Source organism: Corynebacterium sp. 11A, from assembly GCF_008930935.1.
GTDB lineage: Bacteria > Actinomycetota > Actinomycetes > Mycobacteriales > Mycobacteriaceae > Corynebacterium > Corynebacterium megadyptis.
Map to the genome: position 1 here is coordinate 556,156 of NZ_PQMR01000001.1, position 21,057 is coordinate 577,212.

At 63.1% G+C, this 21,057-nt stretch carries 18 protein-coding genes; 13 read left to right on the top strand and 5 right to left on the bottom strand.

The window, feature by feature from the left end; translation table 11 throughout:
* Positions 1–68: 68 nt before the first annotated feature.
* The 3 genes from GBB18_RS02410 to GBB18_RS02420 form a co-directional block, all read right to left on the bottom strand.
* Positions 69–1,172, bottom strand: a complete 1,104-nt coding sequence (locus tag GBB18_RS02410) for a quinone-dependent dihydroorotate dehydrogenase (RefSeq protein WP_151640628.1) — start codon at positions 1,170–1,172, stop codon at positions 69–71.
* Between the two features lie 81 nt (positions 1,173–1,253).
* Positions 1,254–2,270, bottom strand: coding sequence for a YncE family protein (locus tag GBB18_RS02415; RefSeq protein ID WP_151640629.1), 1,017 nt, complete (start codon positions 2,268–2,270; stop codon positions 1,254–1,256).
* A 58-nt stretch (positions 2,271–2,328) separates the two neighbouring features.
* On the bottom strand, positions 2,329–3,261 hold the full coding sequence (locus GBB18_RS02420) for an aldo/keto reductase (RefSeq protein ID WP_151548582.1): 933 nt from the start codon (positions 3,259–3,261) through the stop codon (positions 2,329–2,331).
* 62 nt (positions 3,262–3,323) lie between these two features.
* Here GBB18_RS02420 and GBB18_RS02425 point away from each other — a divergent pair, with 62 nt between their 5' ends.
* The 10 genes from GBB18_RS02425 (at position 3,324) to GBB18_RS02470 (ending at position 15,801) form a co-directional block, all read left to right on the top strand.
* Positions 3,324–4,148, top strand: a complete 825-nt coding sequence (locus GBB18_RS02425) for an undecaprenyl-diphosphate phosphatase (protein ID WP_151528874.1) — start codon at positions 3,324–3,326, stop codon at positions 4,146–4,148.
* Positions 4,149–4,223: 75 nt separating this feature from the next.
* Complete coding sequence (gene mshC, locus GBB18_RS02430; protein ID WP_151640630.1) at positions 4,224–5,477, top strand: cysteine--1-D-myo-inosityl 2-amino-2-deoxy-alpha-D-glucopyranoside ligase; 1,254 nt, start codon at positions 4,224–4,226, stop codon at positions 5,475–5,477.
* Positions 5,478–5,570: 93 nt separating this feature from the next.
* A complete protein-coding gene (locus tag GBB18_RS02435; protein WP_151548580.1) occupies positions 5,571–5,987 on the top strand; it encodes a hypothetical protein in 417 nt (138 codons plus the stop codon).
* Positions 5,988–6,149: 162 nt separating this feature from the next.
* Positions 6,150–9,770, top strand: coding sequence for a methionine synthase (gene metH / locus GBB18_RS02440; protein WP_225990215.1), 3,621 nt, complete (start codon positions 6,150–6,152; stop codon positions 9,768–9,770).
* A gap of 38 nt (positions 9,771–9,808) precedes the next feature.
* Positions 9,809–10,264, top strand: a complete 456-nt coding sequence (locus GBB18_RS02445; protein ID WP_151548579.1) for a DUF2867 domain-containing protein — start codon at positions 9,809–9,811, stop codon at positions 10,262–10,264.
* A complete protein-coding gene (locus tag GBB18_RS02450; protein ID WP_151548578.1) occupies positions 10,257–10,937 on the top strand; it encodes an HAD family phosphatase in 681 nt (226 codons plus the stop codon). The genes GBB18_RS02445 and GBB18_RS02450 overlap by 8 nt, the downstream gene beginning before the upstream one ends.
* Positions 10,938–11,018: 81 nt before the next feature.
* On the top strand, positions 11,019–11,282 hold the full coding sequence (locus tag GBB18_RS02455) for a phosphoribosyl-ATP diphosphatase (protein WP_151548577.1): 264 nt from the start codon (positions 11,019–11,021) through the stop codon (positions 11,280–11,282).
* 124 nt (positions 11,283–11,406) lie between these two features.
* On the top strand, positions 11,407–12,252 hold the full coding sequence (hisG, locus tag GBB18_RS02460; protein ID WP_151548576.1) for an ATP phosphoribosyltransferase: 846 nt from the start codon (positions 11,407–11,409) through the stop codon (positions 12,250–12,252).
* Between the two features lie 389 nt (positions 12,253–12,641).
* On the top strand, positions 12,642–14,081 hold the full coding sequence (gene aspA / locus GBB18_RS02465; protein ID WP_151548575.1) for an aspartate ammonia-lyase: 1,440 nt from the start codon (positions 12,642–12,644) through the stop codon (positions 14,079–14,081).
* Positions 14,082–14,490: 409 nt separating this feature from the next.
* On the top strand, positions 14,491–15,801 hold the full coding sequence (locus GBB18_RS02470; RefSeq protein WP_151640631.1) for an anaerobic C4-dicarboxylate transporter: 1,311 nt from the start codon (positions 14,491–14,493) through the stop codon (positions 15,799–15,801).
* On the opposite strand, the gene GBB18_RS02475 is transcribed toward GBB18_RS02470, so the two are convergent.
* Positions 15,798–16,925, bottom strand: coding sequence for a TDT family transporter (locus tag GBB18_RS02475; RefSeq protein ID WP_151640632.1), 1,128 nt, complete (start codon positions 16,923–16,925; stop codon positions 15,798–15,800). The genes GBB18_RS02470 and GBB18_RS02475 overlap by 4 nt on opposite strands.
* A gap of 91 nt (positions 16,926–17,016) precedes the next feature.
* Between GBB18_RS02475 and GBB18_RS02480 the strand changes: the two genes are divergently transcribed.
* Complete coding sequence (locus GBB18_RS02480; protein ID WP_151640633.1) at positions 17,017–17,967, top strand: LysR family transcriptional regulator; 951 nt, start codon at positions 17,017–17,019, stop codon at positions 17,965–17,967.
* Positions 17,968–17,982: 15 nt separating this feature from the next.
* Here the strand turns inward: GBB18_RS02480 and GBB18_RS02485 are convergent, their stop codons facing one another.
* Positions 17,983–18,849 (bottom strand): RecB family exonuclease, encoded by an 867-nt coding sequence (locus GBB18_RS02485; RefSeq protein ID WP_151548571.1) that lies wholly within the window; start codon positions 18,847–18,849, stop codon positions 17,983–17,985.
* 66 nt (positions 18,850–18,915) lie between these two features.
* Here GBB18_RS02485 and GBB18_RS02490 point away from each other — a divergent pair, with 66 nt between their 5' ends.
* Together GBB18_RS02490 and GBB18_RS02495 are read left to right on the top strand one after the other, a co-directional pair.
* A complete protein-coding gene (locus GBB18_RS02490; protein ID WP_151640634.1) occupies positions 18,916–20,160 on the top strand; it encodes a M18 family aminopeptidase in 1,245 nt (414 codons plus the stop codon).
* Positions 20,161–20,207: 47 nt separating this feature from the next.
* On the top strand, positions 20,208–21,047 hold the full coding sequence (locus GBB18_RS02495; protein WP_151548569.1) for a tRNA (adenine-N1)-methyltransferase: 840 nt from the start codon (positions 20,208–20,210) through the stop codon (positions 21,045–21,047).
* Positions 21,048–21,057: the final 10 nt, after the last annotated feature.

Consider the following 21,057-nt stretch of genomic DNA (forward strand, 5'->3'; position numbering starts at 1 on the left):
GACACGCAAGGCAGAAAAGAAGGGCGCGCCCCGTACGGGCGGCCCTTTTTTCAGATGTGCGGCTGGCTCTAGTCCACCCATGCCTTGCCACAGCCGACGGCCTGGCTGAGCGAGGAGAAGCCGTGGGCACGAACCTGGTGGGCGATACCCTTGTGGATATCGCGGATCCAGTCGGGGCCGCCATAGATCAGGCCGGTGTAGCCCTGCAATAGGCTGGCGCCGGCAGCGATGCGCTCCCAGGCTTGTTCGGGGGTCTCGATACCGCCGACGCTCACCAGGACCAGCTGATCGCCCACGTGCTCACGCAGGAGCCGGAGCACCTCGAGGGAACGGGCGGCCACCGGAGGGCCGGAGATGCCGCCGGCGCCCATGGCCTCTACCTCGGCTGGGTCGGTGCGCAGCCCCTCACGGGAAATGGTGGTGTTGGTGGCCACGATACCGGCGAGTTTGAGCTCGAGGGCGAGATCGGCCACGGCCAGCACATCCTCGTCCGAGAGGTCGGGGGCGATCTTCACCAGCACTGGGGTGGTGGTGGATTCGAGGACCGCCTCCAGAATGGGGCGCAAGGATTCCACTGCCTGCAGATCGCGCAGGCCCGGGGTGTTCGGCGAGGAGACGTTCACCGTAACGTAATCGGCCAGATTGCCCAAGAGGGTCGCGGACCGGCGATAGTCGCTGGCGGCGTGGGCAGCATCCACTACCTTCGTCTTGCCGATGTTGATGCCGATGACATCGTCGGACCTGCGGCGTTTGAGGTTCTTGGCCACCGCGGCGGCGCCGTCGTTGTTAAAGCCCATGCGGTTGAGGATCGCGCGGTCCTCGGGCAGGCGGAACAGCCGCGGGGTGGGATTGCCCGGCTGCGGGGAGGCCGTGACGGTGCCGAGCTCGGCATAGCCGAAACCAATCGGGGTCCAGGCATCGGGGGAGCTGCCGTTTTTATCGAAGCCGGCCGCCAGCCCCAGCGGGCGGGGGAAACGCACGCCGAATATGTCTTGAGCCAAGATCTCGTCGTGCACCGGCAGGATCTTCTCCAAGCCACGATTAAGGGGCCCAGTGGTCTGCAGTACGGAGAGGCCGTTATTGATGATCCCGTGGATGCGTTCGGGACGCAGCGTGAACATCGCCTTCAAGGCCTTGTTATAGAGGGTGGAACGAAACGACGATGAGGCCATACAGGGGTGTCCTTAAACGATGAGTATCAACGGTGTGTCAGAGGGGGAAGTCCGCAGGCGCCGACGGAGCTGGCCACGCTGCTAAGAGTCGAGGAACTGAATGCCATCTCCGCTAGCCGAGGCAAGAACCTTGGTCCCATTATCCATCACTGCGAGGCTCGTGGCATCAGCCACGGTGGAGTAGCGCTGCTGCTCGAGCGGCTCGCCGGTAGATAGGTCATATCCCACGAGGCTATTGGTGCCAGTGGATGCCACCCAGGCCAGCTGCTGGGAGGAGTCCCAAGCCACCGCCCACGGGCTGCGGTCAACCGGCATCGATTGATGCAGGCGCACCACATCGAAGCGGGTATACACCAAGAGCTGATCGCCCTCGGTGTCGGCGGCGAGGAACACACCCTGTTCGCCAGGGGCGACCGTGCCGACACCGGCGCCGGCGCGCAAACGCCCGCCCTCACGCCGCTGCTCCCTGTCGAGGCCTTGAATAGTGGTGAACTTGCGGTTGATCACCACGACCGGGTCGAGGTGATCGGCATAGGTGGTAGACACCAGCTGATCCACCGTGTCGGTCATCGAGATCTCAGTGGTAGCCGTCGGATCGTCATGCGGGAAGGTAATGATGCGTGAGGAATCCGCGGCGGCAGCCACCACATCGCCGGTGCTAGTTTGGGTGGCGGTGGTGAACCTTTCCTCAGCGGTGCGGGTGTTCTCCAGTGTCGGCGCGGTGGGGTCGATGAGATACACCACGCCGCCTTGTTCCGTGCCGTCGACGGCCTGCGGACAGGCGAGCACAAAGTCGGTGGCGCCGGCGCTGAGCTCTCCACAGCCCTCGGCGATATCGACAACGCTGAAGTCGTCGTCCTCGAATTGTTCCCGAGTTCCGATACCCAGCTTATCGCCGGAGCGCACGGCAATATGATCGCCGAGAACGGCCAGCCCATCGATCGTGCTGAACTCGCCGCCGAGCGTGAGCACGTCACCGTCCACGTTCTCCGCGGCGGGGGAGCGTTGCGCCTCTGCCGATCCCACCGGACGAGCCTGTTTTCCGGGATCGTCTCCACTGGATCCGCAGGCGCCCAACACCAGAGCGGAGGAGGTCACAAGTGCTGCTAGAACTAGATTCCGACGCTTCTTCACAACGCTTAAGGCTACCAGAGCGCTATGAGAGCGAGACGTCGTCTAAGGCCTCAATGATCGCCTTGGGCAGCTGCACCTCGGCCGCAGCGAAGGCCTCCTCGCACTGCTCCGGTGTGCGCGCCCCCACTAGGGTGGCGTCGACCCCGGGTTGGGCCAAGACCCAGGCGATAGCGGCCGTGGTGGCAGAGATATTCAATCCCAGGGCCGCCGTAGTGAGCGCTTCGACGATGGCGCGATCGCGCGCCTCGGAATAGGCGTGGGCCTCCGCGCTGCGTCCCTGAGCAGAAGCATTCTGTTCGCGATACTTGCCGGTCAAGACCCCATGGGCCAGCGGCGCACCAGCGATAAACCCCACCTGGTGGTGGTGCGCCGAAGGCAAAAGCTCCTGCTCGGGTAGGCGATTGAGCAGGTTGTACTCGCCGCTGGCGCCCACCACGCCCCGGGCGGCGACGGGGGCGGCGGCGCGCAGCACGGCAAGTTGCCAGCCGCTGAGCCCACGCGCGCCCACATAGCGCACCCTGCCCGTGCGCACCGCATAGTCGAGGGCATCGGCTACCTCCTCCACGGGGGTGAGCTCGTCCCAGTAGTCGATGGAAAAGAGATCGAGATGGTCCGTGCCGAGCAGCCGCAGATAGCTATCGAGCTGGTTGAGCAATCCGCGGCGGGAGCAATCGACGCGCCGGCCCACCGGCTGATCTGGCAGCGTACCCGCCGCAGCCGAGATGATGAGATCCTCCCGAGAGATCTCAGACCCCAGAAATGTGCCGAGGTACTCTACTGCGGCCGTGCCGGTGGTGTGCTGCGGGGTGACGTCGATAAGCGACGCGCCGGCGCTGGTGAACAGGCGCAGAATCTCGCTCGCCGCCTCCCGATCGGTGCCCGCACCCCATGTCAGGGTGCCTAGTCCTAAGCGCGGGATGCGCAGTCCGCTCCGTCCTACATTGGTTTGTTCCACGCCTCAAGAGTAGTAGCCTCTAACGGGTGAACGACGTAATCGCTGCACAGGCCCCTGAAACGATGTCATGGACACAAACCATTGTGCTCTCCATCGTGCAAGGCCTCACCGAGTTTCTTCCCGTGTCCTCCTCAGGGCATTTGCGCATCGTCTCCAGTTTGTTCTGGGGCGCCGATGCCGGTGCCTCTTTTACCGCCGTGGTCCAGCTCGGCACCGAGCTCGCAGTGCTGGTGTACTTCGCCAAAGACATCTGGCGCATCCTCACCGGCTGGTTCGCCGGCGTAGTCGATAAAAACAAGCGTGGCTTCGACTACCGCATGGGCTGGATGGTCATCGTCGGCTCCATCCCAGTGGGTGTGCTGGGGCTGCTGCTCAAGGACCTCATCCGCGACAACTTCCGCAATATGTGGATCACCGCCACCGTGCTGATTCTGTTCTCCTTCGTCTTCATTTGGGCGGAGCGCGTGGGCAAAAAACAGCGCAGCTATGACGAGCTGACGATGAAGGATGCGCTAACCATGGGCTTCGCGCAATGCCTGGCTCTTATTCCCGGCGTGTCCCGTTCGGGCGGCACCATCTCCGCCGGCCTGCTCGTGGGCTTGGATAGGGAAGTGGCCACCCGCTTCAGCTTCCTGCTCGCGATTCCCGCCGTGCTCGCATCGGGGCTGTTTTCGCTTCCCGACGCTTTCGCGCCGGACGCCGGCCAAGCCGCCAGCGGCCTGCAACTGCTGGTCGGAACCTCCATCGCCTTCGTGCTGGGCTATGTCTCCATTGCCTGGTTACTCCGCTTCGTGGCCAATAACTCCTTCGCGTGGTTCGCGGCCTACCGCATCCCCTTCGGCCTTCTCGTGATGGCGCTGCTCGGATTCGGAGTGCTGCAGGCCTAGGGAGTTATCTGCGCCTGTGCCCGTGGCTATCGCCCCGCTCTTTGCTCCACTATGTGATGGATTAGAGTGGGGCGCATGCATTCTTGGCCTCAACCTGATGTTCCTGCCCTGAGCGGGGACTGCGTAGAACTTCAGCTATACGACACCGCAGATCAGTGCGTGCGCCCCGTCCACCCCGCAGCAACCGCTGGGATGTACGTGTGCGGAATCACCCCTTATGACTCGACGCATCTAGGCCACGCGGCAACCTATGTCGCCTTCGATCTCATCTACCGCCAGCTCCTGGATAACGGCCACAAGGTGGTTTACGTCCAAAACGTCACCGACGTCGACGACCCCTTATTTGAGCGCGCCGCCCGCGATAATGTGGACTGGCGCGAGCTTGGCGACGACCAAACCACGCTCTTCCGCTCGGATATGACCGCGCTGAAGGTGATCCCGCCGCGCGATTTCGTCTCGGTGTCCGAGGCCGTCGGCGAAGTGATAACGGTGGTGCAGCAGCTGCTGGACAAGGGCGCCGCCTATGCGGTGGACGATCCGGAGCATCCCGATATCTACGCGCCAATCGACGCCACCGAGCACTTTGGCTACATCTCCGGCTACACCCCCGAGCAGATGCGCGATGTCTTCGCCGACCGCGGCGGCGATCCCGATCGCCCCGGCAAGCGCCACCCCTTGGATGCGCTCATTTGGCGCGCCGCCCGCGAAGGCGAGCCGAGCTGGCACGCCCCCTTTGGCGCGGGCCGGCCCGGCTGGCATATCGAGTGCTCCGCGATCGCCAACAACCGCTTGAAGGACATCTTCGATATCCAGGGCGGCGGCTCCGATCTGGCGTTTCCGCACCACGAATTCTCGGCCGCCCACTATGAATCGCTCACTGGCTCCCAGCGCATGGCCGGGCACTATGTGCACGCCGGAATGATCTCCCTCGATGGGGTCAAGATGAGCAAGTCGCTGGGCAATCTCGTCTTCGTGCATAAGCTCACCGCTGCTGGTCATGAGCCGGCCGCCATTCGCCTCGGTATCTACTCCTCACACTATCGCGGGGACCGTGACTGGTCCGATGCCGTTTTGGCACGCGCGGAAGAGCGTCTCGCCACCTATCGCGCCGCGATGGCCGCCACCACCGATGAGGCTGCCGCGCAGCGCTTGGTGCAGCAGCTACGCGAGCGCCTGGCTGCGGATCTCGACACCCCTGGGGCGCTGGAGGCCGCAGATGCCTGGGCCGCAGCGCAGGATACGGAGACATCGTCCCCGCAGGAGCAGCTCTCGGCCGCAGGCGAGTATGTGCGCACCGCCTTCGACGCCCTGCTCGGCGTGGAGCTCTAAACACCTCTCTCCGCACCGCGATCCAGCCTGGGGTGGGGCTGGCCGCAGTCTCCGAGGCTGCGTGGCGGCGTGGGCTCAGGCAGAATACACACCATGAGCCAGACCACGCCCGCGCCACGCAGCCACTTCGATTCCCAGATCAGCACGCTGTGCGCAGATCTCAGCGACTTCGCCACCGGCGCTTATCTCTCCGACGGTGACACCGACTACTGGGAGGAGCCCTATCCACCAGCCATTGTGCCGCTGGTGGAGTCCGTGCTGCGGGGCTTCCTCGATCGCGCCTATCGCTGCGCCGCGGACACCGGCACCGCCAGCGAGGCGGCACTGCACCGCGAGGTGGATGCCGCCATCGCCGAACTTGAACGCATTGATCGCAGCGTCGATTATGCCCTCTTGGACACCGAGGAATCCGCTGAGTTCAGCGATTTTTTCCGCGCAGTATGCCGCAGCCTCGGCGCCCCGCTGGAGCAGGAGTGGGAGCTCGGCGAGCCCTCGGACGGGGAGAAATAACCACGTCTACGCTGCACACTCTGGATGTATCCGCGCCAGCGTCCGAGCGTCGGTGGTGTGTAGGGAGAGCGCAGCTCAGGCAGTAATTAGACCGCTCGGTTTCTTGCGAGCAGGGCCATTGGCTTGGATCACTCGCTAGTTGCGTACTAAGCTGTCTATTTCATGAGCCAGATTGACGCTATTTCGCAGATCACCACCCCGCCTCTCGCCGAGGTTCTCGGCACCCGCGTACTCGTCGGCGATGGGGCCATGGGCACCCAGCTGCAGAGCTTTGATCTGGACTTAGACAGCGACTTCCTGAATCTTGAGGGCTGCAACGAAATCCTTAACGTCACCCGCCCCGATGTGCTCCGCGAGATCCATCGCGGCTTCCTCGATGCCGGGGCCGAGCTGGTGGAGACCAACACCTTCGGCTGTAACCTGCCGAACCTGGCCGACTATGACATCGCCGATCGCTGCGAGGAACTGGCCTACGCGGGCGCGCAGATCGCTCGCGAGTTGTGCGATGAGTACTCCGCCGGTGAGGAGGCCACGCCGCGCTATGTGCTCGGCAGCCTCGGGCCGGGCACGAAGCTGCCCTCCTTGGGGCACGCCCAGTTCGGCGATCTCAAGCAGTACTACTATCTGGCCGCCAAGGGCCTGCTCCGCGGCGGGGTCGACGCCTTCCTAGTGGAGACCGCCCAGGATTTGCTCCAGGTCAAGGCCGCTATCCACGGCATCCATCAGGCCGAGGCAGAGCTGCAGGTCAGTCGGCCCATTCTCTGCCACGTCACCGTGGAAACCACCGGCACAATGCTGCTCGGCTCCGAGATCGGCGCCGCCCTAACCGCACTGGAGCGGCTGGGTATTTCCATGATCGGCCTCAACTGCGCCACCGGCCCCCACGAGATGAGCGAGCACCTGCGCTATCTGGCCACCCACGCCTCGGTGCCGGTGTCCGTGATGCCCAATGCTGGCTTGCCGGTACTCGGCCCCAATGGCGCCGAATATCCCCTCACGCCCGCAGAACTCGGCGATGCGCTGGCCCGCTTTGTCGATGACTATGGTTTGGCCATGGTGGGCGGCTGCTGTGGTACCACCCCCGAGCACATCCGGGTTGTCGTCGACAAGCTCGAGGGCAAAAGGGATAACCCCACCGCACGCCCCCAAGAAGAGCCGGAGGATACTGTGTCCTCGCTCTATACGGCGGTGCCTCTCACCCAAGACACCGGTATCACCATGATCGGCGAGCGCACCAACGCCAATGGTTCCAAGGCCTTTCGTGAGGCGATGCTCGCTGGAGACATGGAGACCTGCCTGGATATCGCCAAGACCCAAACCCGGGATGGCGCACACATGCTCGATGTGTGTATTGACTATGTAGGCCGCGATGGCCGCGAGGACATGGCACGCTTCGCGGAGCTGCTGGCCACCTCCTCCACGCTGCCGATCATGATCGACTCCACCGAGCCCGCCGTGATCGAGGCGGGGCTGGAAAAGCTCGGCGGGCGCTGCGCGGTGAACTCGGTGAACTTCGAAGATGGAGACGGCCCCGATTCCCGCTATCGCCGCATCATGGAGCTGGTGCAGGCGCATGGCACCGCGGTGGTGGCCCTGACCATTGACGAGGAGGGCCAGGCCCGCACCGCAGAGAAGAAGGTGGAGATCGCCACCCGCCTCATCGAGGACATCACCGGCACCTATGGGCTGCGGCATGAAGACATCATCGTCGACTGCCTCACCTTCCCGATCTCGACGGGACAGGAGGAGACCCGCCGCGATGGCATCGAAACGATCGAGGCCATCAAGGCGCTCAAGGCGAAGTATCCGCGGGTGCACACCACACTCGGGCTGTCCAATATCTCCTTCGGGCTCAATCCGGCAGCCCGCCAGGTGCTCAACTCGGTATTTCTCTCCGAATGCATCAACGCGGGCCTCGACACCGCGATTGCGCACTCCTCCAAGATCATCCCCTTCAACCACATCGATGAGCGCCAGCGCGAGGTGGCGCTGGATATGGTGTACAACCGCCGCAGCGAGGACTATGACCCGCTGCAGGTGTTCATGGAGCTTTTCGACGGCGTCTCCGCGGCCTCTGCCCAAGATGCCCGCCAAGAAGCCCTCGCCGCTTTGCCGCTGCTCGACCGGCTGGCCCAGCGCATCATCGATGGCGAGAAAAACGGGATGCAGGAGGATCTCGATGCCGCGATGGCGGAAAAGAGCCCTATTGCCATCATCAATGAGGACCTACTGCGGGGCATGAAAACGGTGGGTGATCTCTTCGGCTCCGGAGAGATGCAGCTGCCCTTCGTGCTGCAGTCCGCCGAAACCATGAAATCGGCGGTGGGCTATCTCGAAAGCTTCATGGAGGCCTCCGATAACACTGGGTCAAAGGGCACCATTGTGCTCGCCACGGTGAAGGGTGATGTGCACGATATCGGCAAGAACCTAGTGGATATCATCCTCTCTAATAATGGCTACACCGTGGTGAATCTCGGCATTAAGCAGCCGATCGCCACCATCGCGTCCGCGGCGAAGGAACATGGAGCCGATGTGATCGGTATGTCGGGGCTGCTCGTGAAATCCACCGTTGTGATGAAGGACAACCTGCTCGAGCTCAACGAGCTCGCGGAGCGCGAAGAAGCGGATCGTTATCCCGTGCTCCTCGGCGGAGCGGCGCTGACGCGCACCTATGTGGAAGACGATCTCGATGCGCTCTATCACGGCGATGTGTTCTACGCCCGCGATGCCTTCGAGGGGCTGCGGCTGATGAACGAGGTGATGCAGGATGCGCGCGGCGAAAAGGGCCAACTGAGCGAGGCCGAGGCAGCTGAGAAGGCGAAGCGCGAGGAGAAGAAGAAGGCGCGTCGCGAGCGCCGCGAGCGCTCCAAGCGCATCGCCGCCGAGCGCAAGGCCGCCCAGGAACCAGTGGAGGTGCCCAGCCGCTCCGCAGTGAGCATTCCCGAAGAAGTCGCCACCCCGCCGTTCTGGGGCACCCGCGTGGTCAAGGGTATTGCCTTGAAGGAGTATATGACCTGCCTGGATGAGCGAGCCCTCTTCCTCGGGCAGTGGGGTTTGCGCGGCAGCCGTGGCGACGGCGGACCAAGTTATGAGGAACTCGTGGAGAGCGAAGGCCGGCCGCGCCTGCGCGCTTGGATTGATCGGCTCAAGCCCGAGAGAATCCTCGATCATGCCGCTGTGGTCTACGGCTATTTCCCGGCCGTATCGGAGGGCGATGATGTGGTGATCCTCTCCGAGCCGCGCCCAGATGCCCCCGAGCGGATGCGTTTTAGCTTCCCCCGGCAGCAGCGCGGCAAGTTTCTATGCATCGCCGATTTCATCCTGCCCTGGGAAGAGGCGCGTGCCCGCGGCACGGTGGATGTGTGGCCGATGCAGCTAGTGACTATGGGCCAGCCCATAGCTGACTTCGCCAATGAGCTTTTTGCCAAGGACAACTACCGCGACTACCTCGAGATCCACGGCATTAGCGTTCAGCTCACCGAGGCTCTCGCCGAGTATTGGCACGGGCGCGTCCGCGCCGAGCTGGCCTTCGCGGATGGCTCCGATGCGGCCAAGGCCGATCCCACCGATGTCACCGGCTTCTTTGACCTTGAGTACCTCGGGGCGCGCTTTTCCTTCGGCTATGGTTCCTGTCCGAACCTCGAAGATCGAGCCGCGCTCGTGGAATTGCTCGAGCCCGAGCGTATCGGCGTGGGCCTCTCGGAGGAGCTGCAGCTCCACCCCGAGCAATCCACCGACGCCTTCGTGCTCTATCACCCCGAGGCGAAGTACTTCAACGTCTAGCGCCGGCCGGATACTAGGCGTGCGGTATTCTCGAACGCATGCTCACTGCCCCGAAACGGACCTTTGAAGACGAGCGCAGCGCCGTGTTCTGCCACTCTCCCCACGCTGTGTTCGCCGCCCTGGAACGTATCGGCGGCGAGAATGGCTGGTTCTCACTCGCGCTGCCGTGGGCCATCCGCGGCCGCGTGGACGAGCTACTCGGCGGGCCGGGGATGCGCCGGCCCAGGCGCCACCCGCGCACCCTGCGCGAAGGCGATGCGGTGGGCTTCTTCGTGGTCTCCGAGATCGAGCGCCCTGAGCGGCTGGTACTAAAGGTAGCCGCGCGGCTTCCTGGCAAAGCCACGCTCGCCTGGGAGATTCATGGCCACACCCTGACCCAACGGGCGCGCTTTCATAGCACCTCCGTGGCCGGCAACCTCTACTGGTACGCGCTTTTGCCCATCCACCTCTTCATTCTTTCTTCCATGCTCAAAGGGATTATTCGTAGTGCTTAAAGCTATTTTCTGGGATATGGACGGCACCCTTGTGGATTCCGAACCGCTATGGGGGGTGGCCACCTATGAACTCTCCGAGCAGGTCGGGCGCCGGCTCACCCCAGAGCTGCGGGAAAAAACGGTGGGCGGCAACTTCGATAACACCTTGGCTATCTGCGCCGCCCACGCCGAGGTAGAGGTGGCCGATCTCGACTATGAGGGCTTGCGCCAGCAGATGTATGCCCGTGTGACCGAACTCTTTGATAATCAGCTGCAGCCGGTGCTGGGAATGCGGGCCCTCTTGGGCGAATTCTCTCGCCGGGGCATCCACATGGCGATCACCACCAACACCCCGCGCGCCCTGGCCCATCACGCGGTCTCTGCGGTGGGGGAGCACTTCTTTGATACCGCCTTCTTTGGCGATGAGGTACCGCGGCCAAAACCGGCGCCGGACATGTATCTCCTCGCCGCTCAGCGATACGGCCTCGACCCCCACGACTGCCTGGTCTTCGAGGACTCGGCCACGGGCATGCAAGCCGCTGCCGCAGCTGGTTGTCGGGTGATTGGCGTGGTGGCTGATGCCACGACACCCACGCCCGAGCGGGTGCGCACCCTCGCCGAACTCCATGGCTCCATCGACTTCTCCACGATCACCGCCGATATGGTCGAGCAGTGGTTCGAGCAGCTGCCCTAGCCCTGCGCGGCTGCCCTCGCTGTAGGGGAAAACACCGCCTCAGCACACGCCCGCGGCGGCTCTGTGAAAGAATGATCGATTGTGAAAGATTTTGAATCGCTGTATGAAGAGCTCCTCGACCGCAAGAAGAATCGGCCCGCCGATTCCGGCACTGTAGCCGCCCTTGATGCCGGGGTCCATTCCTTGGGCAAAAAGGTTATTGAGGAAGCTGGCGAAGTGTGGCTCGCTGCAGAGTATCAGTCGGATGAGGAACTCGCCGAGGAACTCTCGCAGCTCATCTACTGGTCTCAGGTAATTATGGTGGCTCGTGGCATCCGCCCCGAGGACGTGTACAAGTACCTCTAAGCACGATCGACGGCGCCCCACAACGGGCGCTCCTTTTCTCAGTGCAGCGCAGCATGCACCCCACAGCGTTCCCGCGGCAATAAGCAGCGCCCAGTGCGACCCAGCGTAGAAAGCGAGCTAGATCATGTTGAAAGTGGCAGTTCCCAACAAGGGTTCCTTATCCGAGAAGGCCATGTCCATCCTCACTGAGGCCGGATATCCCTCCCGCGGCGATTCCAAAGCGCTGACCGTGATGGACAAGCGCAATGACGTCGAGTTCTTCTTCCTTCGCCCCAAAGACATCGCCATCTATGTGGCCAGTGGCCAATTAGATCTCGGCATCACCGGCCGTGATTTGGCCGCAGATTGCCGCGAGGAGACCGAGGAGGTGCTTGCCCTCGGCTTCGGCGATTCCACCTTCCGCTTCGCCGCGCCCAAGGACGAGCAGTGGAGCATCTCGGATCTGGAAGGCGCCCGCATCGCCACCTCCTATCCCAATCTCGTGCGCTCCTTCTTGCAGGAACACGACATCGATGCCAGTGTTATCCGCCTCGAGGGCGCGGTGGAGATCTCCATCAAATTGGGCGTGGCCAATGTGATCGCCGATGTGGTGTCTACCGGCCGTACCCTGCGCAAGCAGGGCCTGGCTCCTTTCGGTGAACCGATCATCACCTCCGAAGCGGTGGTCGTGGGGCGCAAGGGCCACGAAGTCACCCAAGAGCAGCGCGTGCTGCTGCGCCGTATCGAGGGCATTTTGCACGCCCACAACTTCCTGATGCTCGACTACAACGTGGAGGCCGAGAAGCTCGAGGAATGTGCGGCCATTACTCCAGGTCTATCCGGTCCCACCGTCTCGCCGCTGGCACTGGACAATTGGCGGGCCGTGCGCGCCATGGTGCCGCGAGAGGACGCCAATACCGTGATGGATCAACTGGCCGCCGTCGGTGCCAAGGCCATCCTTGCCTCCGAGATCGCCATCGCCCGCATCTAGCCGCACCCGCGCTCGACGGCCACTGCGGCCGAGGAGTTCTGTGCTCCGCCACTACCCGCATACATACGGGTTGGTGGAGCCATAGCCCACCCACTCCCACCCCCGAAATAGGTGGAGGTGGGCGTTTTGTCTCTGGGGGAGCGGCCGCCGGAGCCACAAGACTAACTCCTGAAACCGCAGCGTGTTCTCAGCTCGGGAGCGCAGACGATGGGGGATACACAGCACGGACATTGATCCAGTACAACCGTTATGTAAAAACTCTTCATTTCTTCTTATGTTGGCCACGATCTCTTTTCTTCCGCCACTTGTGCGGCCCGATTCGCCGCGCCAGAAGCGGCGTTACCATTGGGGTGGATATACAGAGAATCGAGTGAAGTGAAAGGGTTCGCATGGCTTCAACCTACGCTTTTCGTACTGAAGAAGACCTGCTTGGAGAAATGCAGGTTCCCCAAGACGCTTATTATGGCGTGCATACCCTTCGGGCGATGCAGAACTTCCAGATTTCCGGCACCACCATTAATGAGATCCCTGAATTTATTAGGGGAATGGTAATGGTCAAAAAAGCGACGGCTATGGCCAATCATCGGCTCGGGGTGCTGGCAAAGGATAAGGCGGATGCCATTGTGTGGGCCTGCGATCAGATTCTGGACCATGGGGTAGCCATGGACCAGTTCCCGATCGACGTCTTCCAGGGCGGGGCAGGCACCTCAGTGAATATGAACACCAATGAGGTGGTGGCCAATCTCGCGCTCGAGCACATCGGGAAGAACAAGGGTGAATACGTCTTTATCAATCCCAATGACGATGTGAATATGAGCCAGTCCACCAATGACGCGTACCCGTCCGGCTTCCGGCTCGGAGTCTATGCGGCCGTGCAGGACGTGGTGGCCAAGATCGATGCGCTCTGCGAGGCATTCGCGGCCAAGGGCGAGGAATTTTCTGGCGTGATCAAGATGGGCCGCACCCAGCTCCAGGACGCCGTTCCGATGACCCTAGGCGATGAGTTCACCGGCTTCTCGGTCAATCTTGGCGAGGAGCACGAGGTGATCCAGCAAGCCGCCCACCGGCTGCTCTCCCTGAACTTGGGCGCCACCGCCATTGGCACGGGGCTCAATACCCCCGAGCGCTATCAAGACACCATCATCGAAGCGATGCGCGAGGTCACGGGGCTCGATATCTCCGCCTCCGAGAACCTCATCGAGGCCACCAGCGATTGCGGCGCCTATGTGCTGTTGCACGGCGCCTTGAAGCGCGCCGCCATGAAGCTGTCCAAGATCTCTAATGACCTGCGCCTGCTTTCCTCGGGTCCGCGCGCCGGCCTCAATGAGATCAACCTGCCGGAGATGCAGGCGGGGTCCTCGATCATGCCGGCCAAGGTCAATCCGGTGATCCCAGAGGTCGTCAACCAAGTGTGCTTCAAGATCTTCGGCAATGACAGCGTGGTCACCTGGGCCTCCGAGGCCGGCCAGCTGCAGCTGAACGTGATGGAGCCTGCTATTGGACAGGCGATCTTCGAGAGCATCTCGCTGCTGGGCAATGCCTGCGACACCTTGCGGGAGAAGTGCGTGACCGGCATCACCGCCAATGAGCAGGTATGCCGCGACTACGTGGATAACTCCATTGGAGTGATCACCTATCTCAACCCCTTCATCGGCCACCACAATGGCGATCTCATCGGCAAGGAGGCGGCCCGTACCGGCCGCAGCGTGCGGGAGCTCGTCCTTGAGCGTGGGTTGCTCGATGAGGAGACACTGGACGAGGTGCTAAGTGTGGACAATCTCATGCACCCGAAGTTCAAGGCTGCGCACCAGCAGCAGGAGCAGCAGTAGTTCTACCTGCTGGGTGTTAGGGGAGCAGTAGCCTCGTTCGAACACCCCTCAGTTGAGGTAGGATGTCTCTGGTATGGGGATGAGCCACGCTATCGATGGCTCATCTACTGCCCCTTTTTCGGCATGCCGCGAAGCTATGTTCCGTGCGCGCTGTGGCGTGAGCTCGCCCGCTGCGCATCTCCCTCGCACCGGTCCTAGGCATGCGGTGTCCGCCTGTGCTCTCCTGCCTTCCACACGAGAAGTGAAGGCCCATGTCGCAGCACAGAGGACACGTGTACGTACCTGTTTTGTATTGCTGAGGGCTGCTCTAGCCCTCAGGTGAATGTGGGAGGCGCCGAGCGGTGTCTGTAACCGCGGGCGCGGTTGTGCACATCGCTGCGCACCATCCCCAAGATGTGAGGAGCCACTCGTGCTTGTTGCCCTACAGATCCTTATTGTTCTCGCGGCGATCGTCCTCGGTGCCCGGCTCGGCTCGATCGCCATTGGCTTTGCCGGCGGCTTGGGGGTGTTGCTGCTGGGAGCCACGGGCGTGCCCGTGAGCCGTGAGGACATCCCCTTCGATGTCATCGGCATCATCATGGCCGTCATCGCCGCCATCGCCGCGATGCAGCGAGCCGGAGGTATGGACTATCTGGTGCACTGGGCGGAAAAGATCCTGCGCTCCAATCCGAAGCGCGTGACCTACTACGCACCAGTGGTCACCTATCTGATGACGCTGCTCGCCGGCACTGGCCACACTGCTTTTTCCACCCTGCCGGTCATCGCCGAAGTCGCCAAGGAAGGCAACGTACGCCCCTCGCGGCCTCTCTCGGTGGCGGTCGTGGCCTCGCAGATGGCCATCACCGCCTCGCCAATTTCCGCAGCAGTGGTGTTTATGGCCTCGATCATAGAACCGCTCGGAGTCGGGTATCTGCAGCTGCTCGCGGTGGTTATCCCCGCGACATTCCTCGCAATCTTCCCCACAGCCTTCCTCGCCAACCGCTCGGGCAAGGAACTAGAGGACGATCCCGTCTACCAGTCCCGGCTGAAACAAGGACTGGTCTCACCGCCGCAGGGGGCACGGGACTATACCGCTCCCGCAGGGGCTCGTGCCTCGGTGCTGATTTTTCTCGCCGCTATCGCGCTGGTGATGGTCTATGCCACCCTCATCTCCGAGCAAGTGGGGCTGATCAGCGATCCGAGCCTGCCGCGCAATGAAGCGATTATGGCGATCATGCTCAGCACCGCTGCCATCATCGTGATGGTGTGCAAGATTCCGGCGGCAGAGATTGTGGGCACCCAGGTGTTCAAGGCCGGGATGAGCGCCTGCGTCTGCGTTATGGGCGTGGCCTGGCTGGGCACCACCATTATCAATAACTATTTGGAGCAGATCACGGCCTTCTCTGCGGACTTCCTCACCGATTACCCCTGGAGCCTGGCGGTGATCCTCTTCTTCGCCGCAGCCCTGCTGTACTCCCAGGCCGCCACTACAAAGGCGCTTATGCCGGCCGCCCTGGCCGTGGGCGTCGCTCCGCTCACGGCCGTGGCCTCCTTTGCCGCTGTGTCTTCGCTCTTTATCCTGCCCACCTATCCCACGCTGCTGGCCGCAGTGGAAATGGACGACACCGGCTCCACCCGCATCGGCAAGGCAGTGTTTAACCACCCCTTCCTCGTACCGGGCACCGTGTGCATCGCCCTCGCAGTGGGGTTGGGCTTTCTCATCGGCGGCGTCGTCCTCTAGCTGGCTGCGCCTTTGCGCTGCTGGTGCGCAGCGACGATGCTGCGCACCGAGCCATAGGCGGCGACGAGCCAGTGGGCGACGAGGAGCAGCAAGAAAGCATGGCTGAGGGCCGAGAAGAGCGGCATATGCGTACCCAAAAAGTGGGTGCCGAGCGCGAGCGTTCCCACGGGGAAGGTCAGCGCCCACCAGCCGGGATGCACCGGCATCGCGCTTAAAAAGCCGCTATAGCTGAGGTAGAAGGCCGCCAGCAGCATCGGAATGCCGAGCAGCATCATCACCAGCCCATAGACGTCGGCGATGTGCAGGATATGGCTAGCCGGATCCGGCTGCGCGAAGGATGCTGCCTGGCGCGCGATCACCTGCGCCGCCGCGCTCGACTGGCCGATAATGCCCAGCGGAATCCATGCCGAAATCAGCGCCGCCGGTGGCAGAGGAGAGCGTCGCCACGCGTGCACATAGGACAGCATAAAGACGATCGAGGCCAAAACGAGGGCGATGAAGAAGCAGGCCGTGGATGCCATGAGCATCCACACCTTGGCGCCTGTCGACGCCAGCTGCGGCACCTGCGAAGCGCCCGTGGTCGCCGCCACCATCGGTGCCACGATCGGCAGCCCCCATACCGGGCGAGGCTCGGCGAGGCGGTTCCTGATGATCACATAGCCCATGCCGAAGGCGCCGATGATGCCGATCGTGGTTCCGGTCAGCCACATCAGCATGTCCACGCTCCAGGCGGCATCCATCACCCCTGCTGGGGCCTCCCAAGCCCCCAATACCACGGGAGTGGCCGCGCCCACCGAGAGATAGCCCATGGCCACCATGCCCCAGCCGGTGCACTGGCCGGTATCGGTGATCGAGGAAAAGAGCACGGCGCGATCCCGGTGCGAACGGTGAAAAAAGGCGACGGTGATGCCCACCAGCATCAGCCAGCCCAGCACGAGCATGACGGCGCCGAGCAGCCGCATTCCGCCGACAGTGATGAACAGATTGGCAAGGATGCCAGTACCCATCACCGCACCGAACCAGGCGGGGCCGGGTCCTGGGACGAGGAGGGGACGCTGCCTGCCCAGAACACGGGCATGCGGCAGGGAAGGTCGAGCCTGAGAGGTGGTTGTTTCTTGAGTCACCTCTACCACTGTGCCAAAACGGTGCTGCGGAGAGTAGACCGCTCCGTCCGATGTGGCCACAAGCGCAGCCTGTGGGAGCTACCATCGAGGCATGTCGCTCAGTGATTTGCCCGATCTTCGCGCTCTCCAAATATTGGTGGATAGTGCCCGCTTGGGCTCCTTTGGGGCTGCGGCCCGCTCCCATGGCTTAAGCCAACAGGCCGTCTCGGAGCGGATGCGCAGGCTCGAAGGCGAGCTCGGTGTCACCCTGTTTCAGCGCGGCCCCACGGGCACTCGGCTTACCGCCGCTGGGGAGAAAGTGCAGGCGACCGCCCAGGAGATCCTAGGGGCTTCGGCCGCGTTGGGCGATGCCCTCGCGCTCGAACGCCATCCCGATGCGCCGAAAGTGAGCGTCTACGTCTCGCGGACGGTCAGCGAGTACTATCTGCCACGCTGGTTCGCCGCGCTGCGCCGCAACCATCCGCGCGCACAGCTGGAAATGGTCGCCGTCAATTCCGATCAGGTGGCCACCGCCGTGGCGCAGGGACACACGAGTCTCGGGTTTATTGAGTCAGTGAATGTTCCCGTCCCCGACTCCCTCGGCGGCCACCGAGTCTTCAGCACCTCCGTGATCTGCGAGGATCGGCTCAGCCTCGTCGTGCGCCCCGATCACCCGTGGGCGACAGCGGTCTCGGTGCGCCGCGCCGAGCTGACACGCACCCCGCTGATCCTGCGCGAGCCTGGCTCCGGCACCCGGGAGGTCCTCGACCTTGCCGTCGGGGTGCCGTGGGCTCCTCCCGTCGCGGAGGCGAGCAGCCCCATGGCGGAGATCAATCTCGCGCTCAGCACGGGGGCTCCGGCCGTGGTGCCGGCAATCAGCGTCGCCGAGCATTGTGCCAGCGGAAAGCTGGTGGAAGTGGATATCGCTGATGCCACGCTGCGCCGCCCTATACGCGCGCTGTGGCGCACCGGATCGCGCCCGCGCGGAGCCGCAGCATTGATGCTGCGGGCAGCGCGCGAGGTGAGCGCGCAGGAAGCGCCGCCGCGGATTCGGCGCGACTAGCTCATCGTGTGCGATCTACTCCGCGTCCTGCACGGCGTTCTGGCCCGCGTCCTGCGCGGCGCTGACCTCGTGCAGGGGCAGCGTGTCCTGCGGCCCAGGCCAGCCCGGATACTCCGGCGGGGTGCCGCCGAAGGCGGGGCAGAGGGACTGATGCGCGCACCAGCCGCAGAGCTTCGAGGTGCGGGGCCGGAACGTCCCGCTTCGGCCATCGGCGAGGATCTTGTCCCAGAGCTCGCCGAGATCCCGCTCGAAATACTCCAGCTCTTCCTTGGAGGGGGTGAGAAAGAGCGAGTCGATCACTTTCAGATACATCAGCCGCAGCTGGTGCGGGATCACCCCATAGAGGCGCCAGTACACGAGGGCATAAAAACGCATCTGGAAAGTGGCGTCGTGGGAATAGCGGGGCAGAGGTTTCTTACCGGTTTTATAGTCCACCACGCGCACTTCTCCTGTGGGGGCGACGTCTACTCGGTCGATGAAGCCGCGCACCGGCACCCCATTGGGCAGGGTGGTGTTCACATACATCTCGCACTGTTTGGCGTCGAAGCCCTGCGGGTTTTCCATCTCGAAATAGCCCCGCAGCAGGGCGCGGCATTCCACGAGGAAATCATAGAGATCCTCCTCCGGCACGAGCTCTAGCAGCTCTGGGTCTTTCTCCACCATCTGTGCCCATAGCGGCTTGAGTTTTTTCACGGCTCGGGGAAAGTCGCGGGTGGAGCGCTGCTCTTTATGCATCTCTTCGAGCACTGCATGCACGAGGGTGCCCTTGATTTGGGGCAGGGTGGTGGGCTCGGGAATTTTATCGATGGCGCGGAGGCGGTAGAGCAGCGGGCAGCGCTGGTAGTCCGAGGCGCGGGAGGGAGAAAGTGCTAGCTGTGCCATAGTGACTATGTAGTCTAAGCCTCCCCGCGCAAGCGTGGGGAGTAGGCGGCACTATCCTTAAGTGCCATGACCTCATTCCGCGACTTTCTGCTCTCCTCGCCAAGTTCCTTTCACGCCGCCCGCAGCGGCGCCGAGCTGCTCGCCGAAGCGGGTTTCCGCCCCTATGACCGCCGCCAGGCTTTCGACGCCGAACCCGGCGGCCACTATCTCGTGCGCGGCGGGGCGCTGCTCGCCTGGTGGGTGCCGGCGAGTGCCAGCGCCACTTCGCCGCTGCGCATCATCGGCAGCCATACTGATTCGCCGGGCTTCAAGCTCAAGCCCCACACCGATAGCTACCAGCATGGATGGAACCAGGTAGAAGTAGAGGTCTATGGTGGCCCCATCTTCGCCTCGTGGCTGGATCGGGATCTCGCCCTCGCCGGCGAGCTGGTTCTTCACGACGCCACCTCGCGGCTCGTCCACACACCGGCGATCGCCCGTATCCCGCACCTCGCTATCCACTTAAGCCGCGACAACGATATCTCCCTGAATAAGCAAACCCAGCTGCATCCCATCGCCGGATTCGGCCGCCCCGACCGCGCCGTGATCCTCGAAGAACTCGCCCGATGCGCCGAGGTGAAGGCGGAGGATATTGCCAGCTTCGACGTCATCACGGTCGATGCCCAGCCCCCAGCTTTGCTGGGCGCCGAGCAGTCCATGCTGGCTGCAGGGCGGCTCGATAATCTCTCCAGTCTCTACCCATCGCTGCTGGCCCTGCGTCAGGCTGCCGCAGAAGACCCGGATTCGATTATGGTTCTCGCCTCCTTTGACCACGAGGAAGTGGGTTCTCAATCGCCCACTGGTGCCGGCGGGCCGCTGCTGGAGGAGCTGATTAGCCGGCTCTGCGCCGCCCTCGGGGGCGGCCGAGAGGAGTATCACCAGATGCTGGCGCAGGCCAGCTGCCTATCTGCCGATGCCGCACATGCAGTGCACCCCAACTACGCAGACAAGCACGCCCCCGAGCATCTGCCGCAGCTCGGCCAGGGGCCGGTGACGAAGATCAACGCTAATCAACGCTACGCCACCACCGCCCACACCTGGGCGCTGTGGGAGCGTGCCTGCCGTGACGCCGGGGTTCAGTGCCAGCAGTTCGTGGGCCGCAATGATGTTCCTTGCGGCTCGACGATCGGCCCGATCAGCGCCACTCGTTTAGGCATCGACACAGTGGATGTGGGCATCCCGATGCTGTCTATGCACTCCGCTCGCGAGCTGGCCGCACCGGAGGATGTGGACGCCTTCGCCACGGCCATGCAGGCCTATCTGCTGTCCTAGACGTTCTTTTCGCCCGTAATACCTCTTTAAAAAGGAGCACAATCGCCATGGCCTATTCCGGCCCCTTTCAGCCCGGTGACCGGGTGCAATTGACGGATCCTAAGCGCCGTCACCACACCATCAAGCTCACCCCAGGTGAGAGCATGTTCACCCACAAGGGCCAGATCAAACACGATGACATCATCGGCCTCGACGAAGGCTCGGTGGTGACCACCCCGCAGGGCGGGCAGTATCTCTGTTTCCGCCACCTGCTGGTGGATCACGTGCTCTCCATGCCGCGCGGTGCGGCGGTGATCTACCCCAAAGACTCCGCGCAGATTCTCATCGAAGGCGATATTTTCCCCGGTGCCCGCGTGCTGGAGGCCGGTGCCGGCTCAGGTGCGCTGACCATGCAGCTGCTCCGCTTTGTCGGCGATGAAGGCGAGGTGATCTCGTATGAGATCCGAGAAGATCACCTGGAGGTCGCACAGAACAATGTGAGCGAATACTTCGGCGGCACCGCCCCGAAGAACTGGTCGCTGAGGCTGGGGGATATGACCAAGGTGGGCCCCGAGGACACCGGTGGGCCCGTCGATCGCATTATCCTCGACATGCTCGAGCCCTGGGAGTGTATCGACAATGTTGCAGAGCTGCTCATGCCGGGCGGGGTGTTCATGACCTATGTGGCCACGGTGCCGCAGTTAATGAAGATCATGGAGGCCATTCGGGACAAGAAGTGCTTCACCGAGCCGCGTGCTTGGGAATCGCTGGTGCGCGAATGGAAGGTGGAAGGCCTAGCCACGCGGCCCGAGCACCGCATGAATGCGCACACCGCGTTTTTGGTGTGGACTCGCAAATTGGCGGATGGAGTGACCCCTCCTCGTCCACAGCGCCGCGCCCGCAAGTAAGCTATGCCTT

Coding starts and splice junctions, on each gene's coding strand:
- GBB18_RS02410 (WP_151640628.1), bottom strand. CDS start 1,172: ATGGCCTCATCGTCGTTTCGTTCCACCCTCTATAACAAGGCCTTGAAG.
- GBB18_RS02425 (WP_151528874.1), top strand. CDS start 3,324: ATGTCATGGACACAAACCATTGTGCTCTCCATCGTGCAAGGCCTCACC.
- mshC (WP_151640630.1), top strand. CDS start 4,224: ATGCATTCTTGGCCTCAACCTGATGTTCCTGCCCTGAGCGGGGACTGC.
- GBB18_RS02435 (WP_151548580.1), top strand. CDS start 5,571: ATGAGCCAGACCACGCCCGCGCCACGCAGCCACTTCGATTCCCAGATC.
- metH (WP_225990215.1), top strand. CDS start 6,150: ATGAGCCAGATTGACGCTATTTCGCAGATCACCACCCCGCCTCTCGCC.
- GBB18_RS02445 (WP_151548579.1), top strand. CDS start 9,809: ATGCTCACTGCCCCGAAACGGACCTTTGAAGACGAGCGCAGCGCCGTG.
- hisG (WP_151548576.1), top strand. CDS start 11,407: ATGTTGAAAGTGGCAGTTCCCAACAAGGGTTCCTTATCCGAGAAGGCC.
- aspA (WP_151548575.1), top strand. CDS start 12,642: ATGGCTTCAACCTACGCTTTTCGTACTGAAGAAGACCTGCTTGGAGAA.
- GBB18_RS02480 (WP_151640633.1), top strand. CDS start 17,017: ATGTCGCTCAGTGATTTGCCCGATCTTCGCGCTCTCCAAATATTGGTG.
- GBB18_RS02485 (WP_151548571.1), bottom strand. CDS start 18,849: ATGGCACAGCTAGCACTTTCTCCCTCCCGCGCCTCGGACTACCAGCGC.
- GBB18_RS02490 (WP_151640634.1), top strand. CDS start 18,916: ATGACCTCATTCCGCGACTTTCTGCTCTCCTCGCCAAGTTCCTTTCAC.
- GBB18_RS02495 (WP_151548569.1), top strand. CDS start 20,208: ATGGCCTATTCCGGCCCCTTTCAGCCCGGTGACCGGGTGCAATTGACG.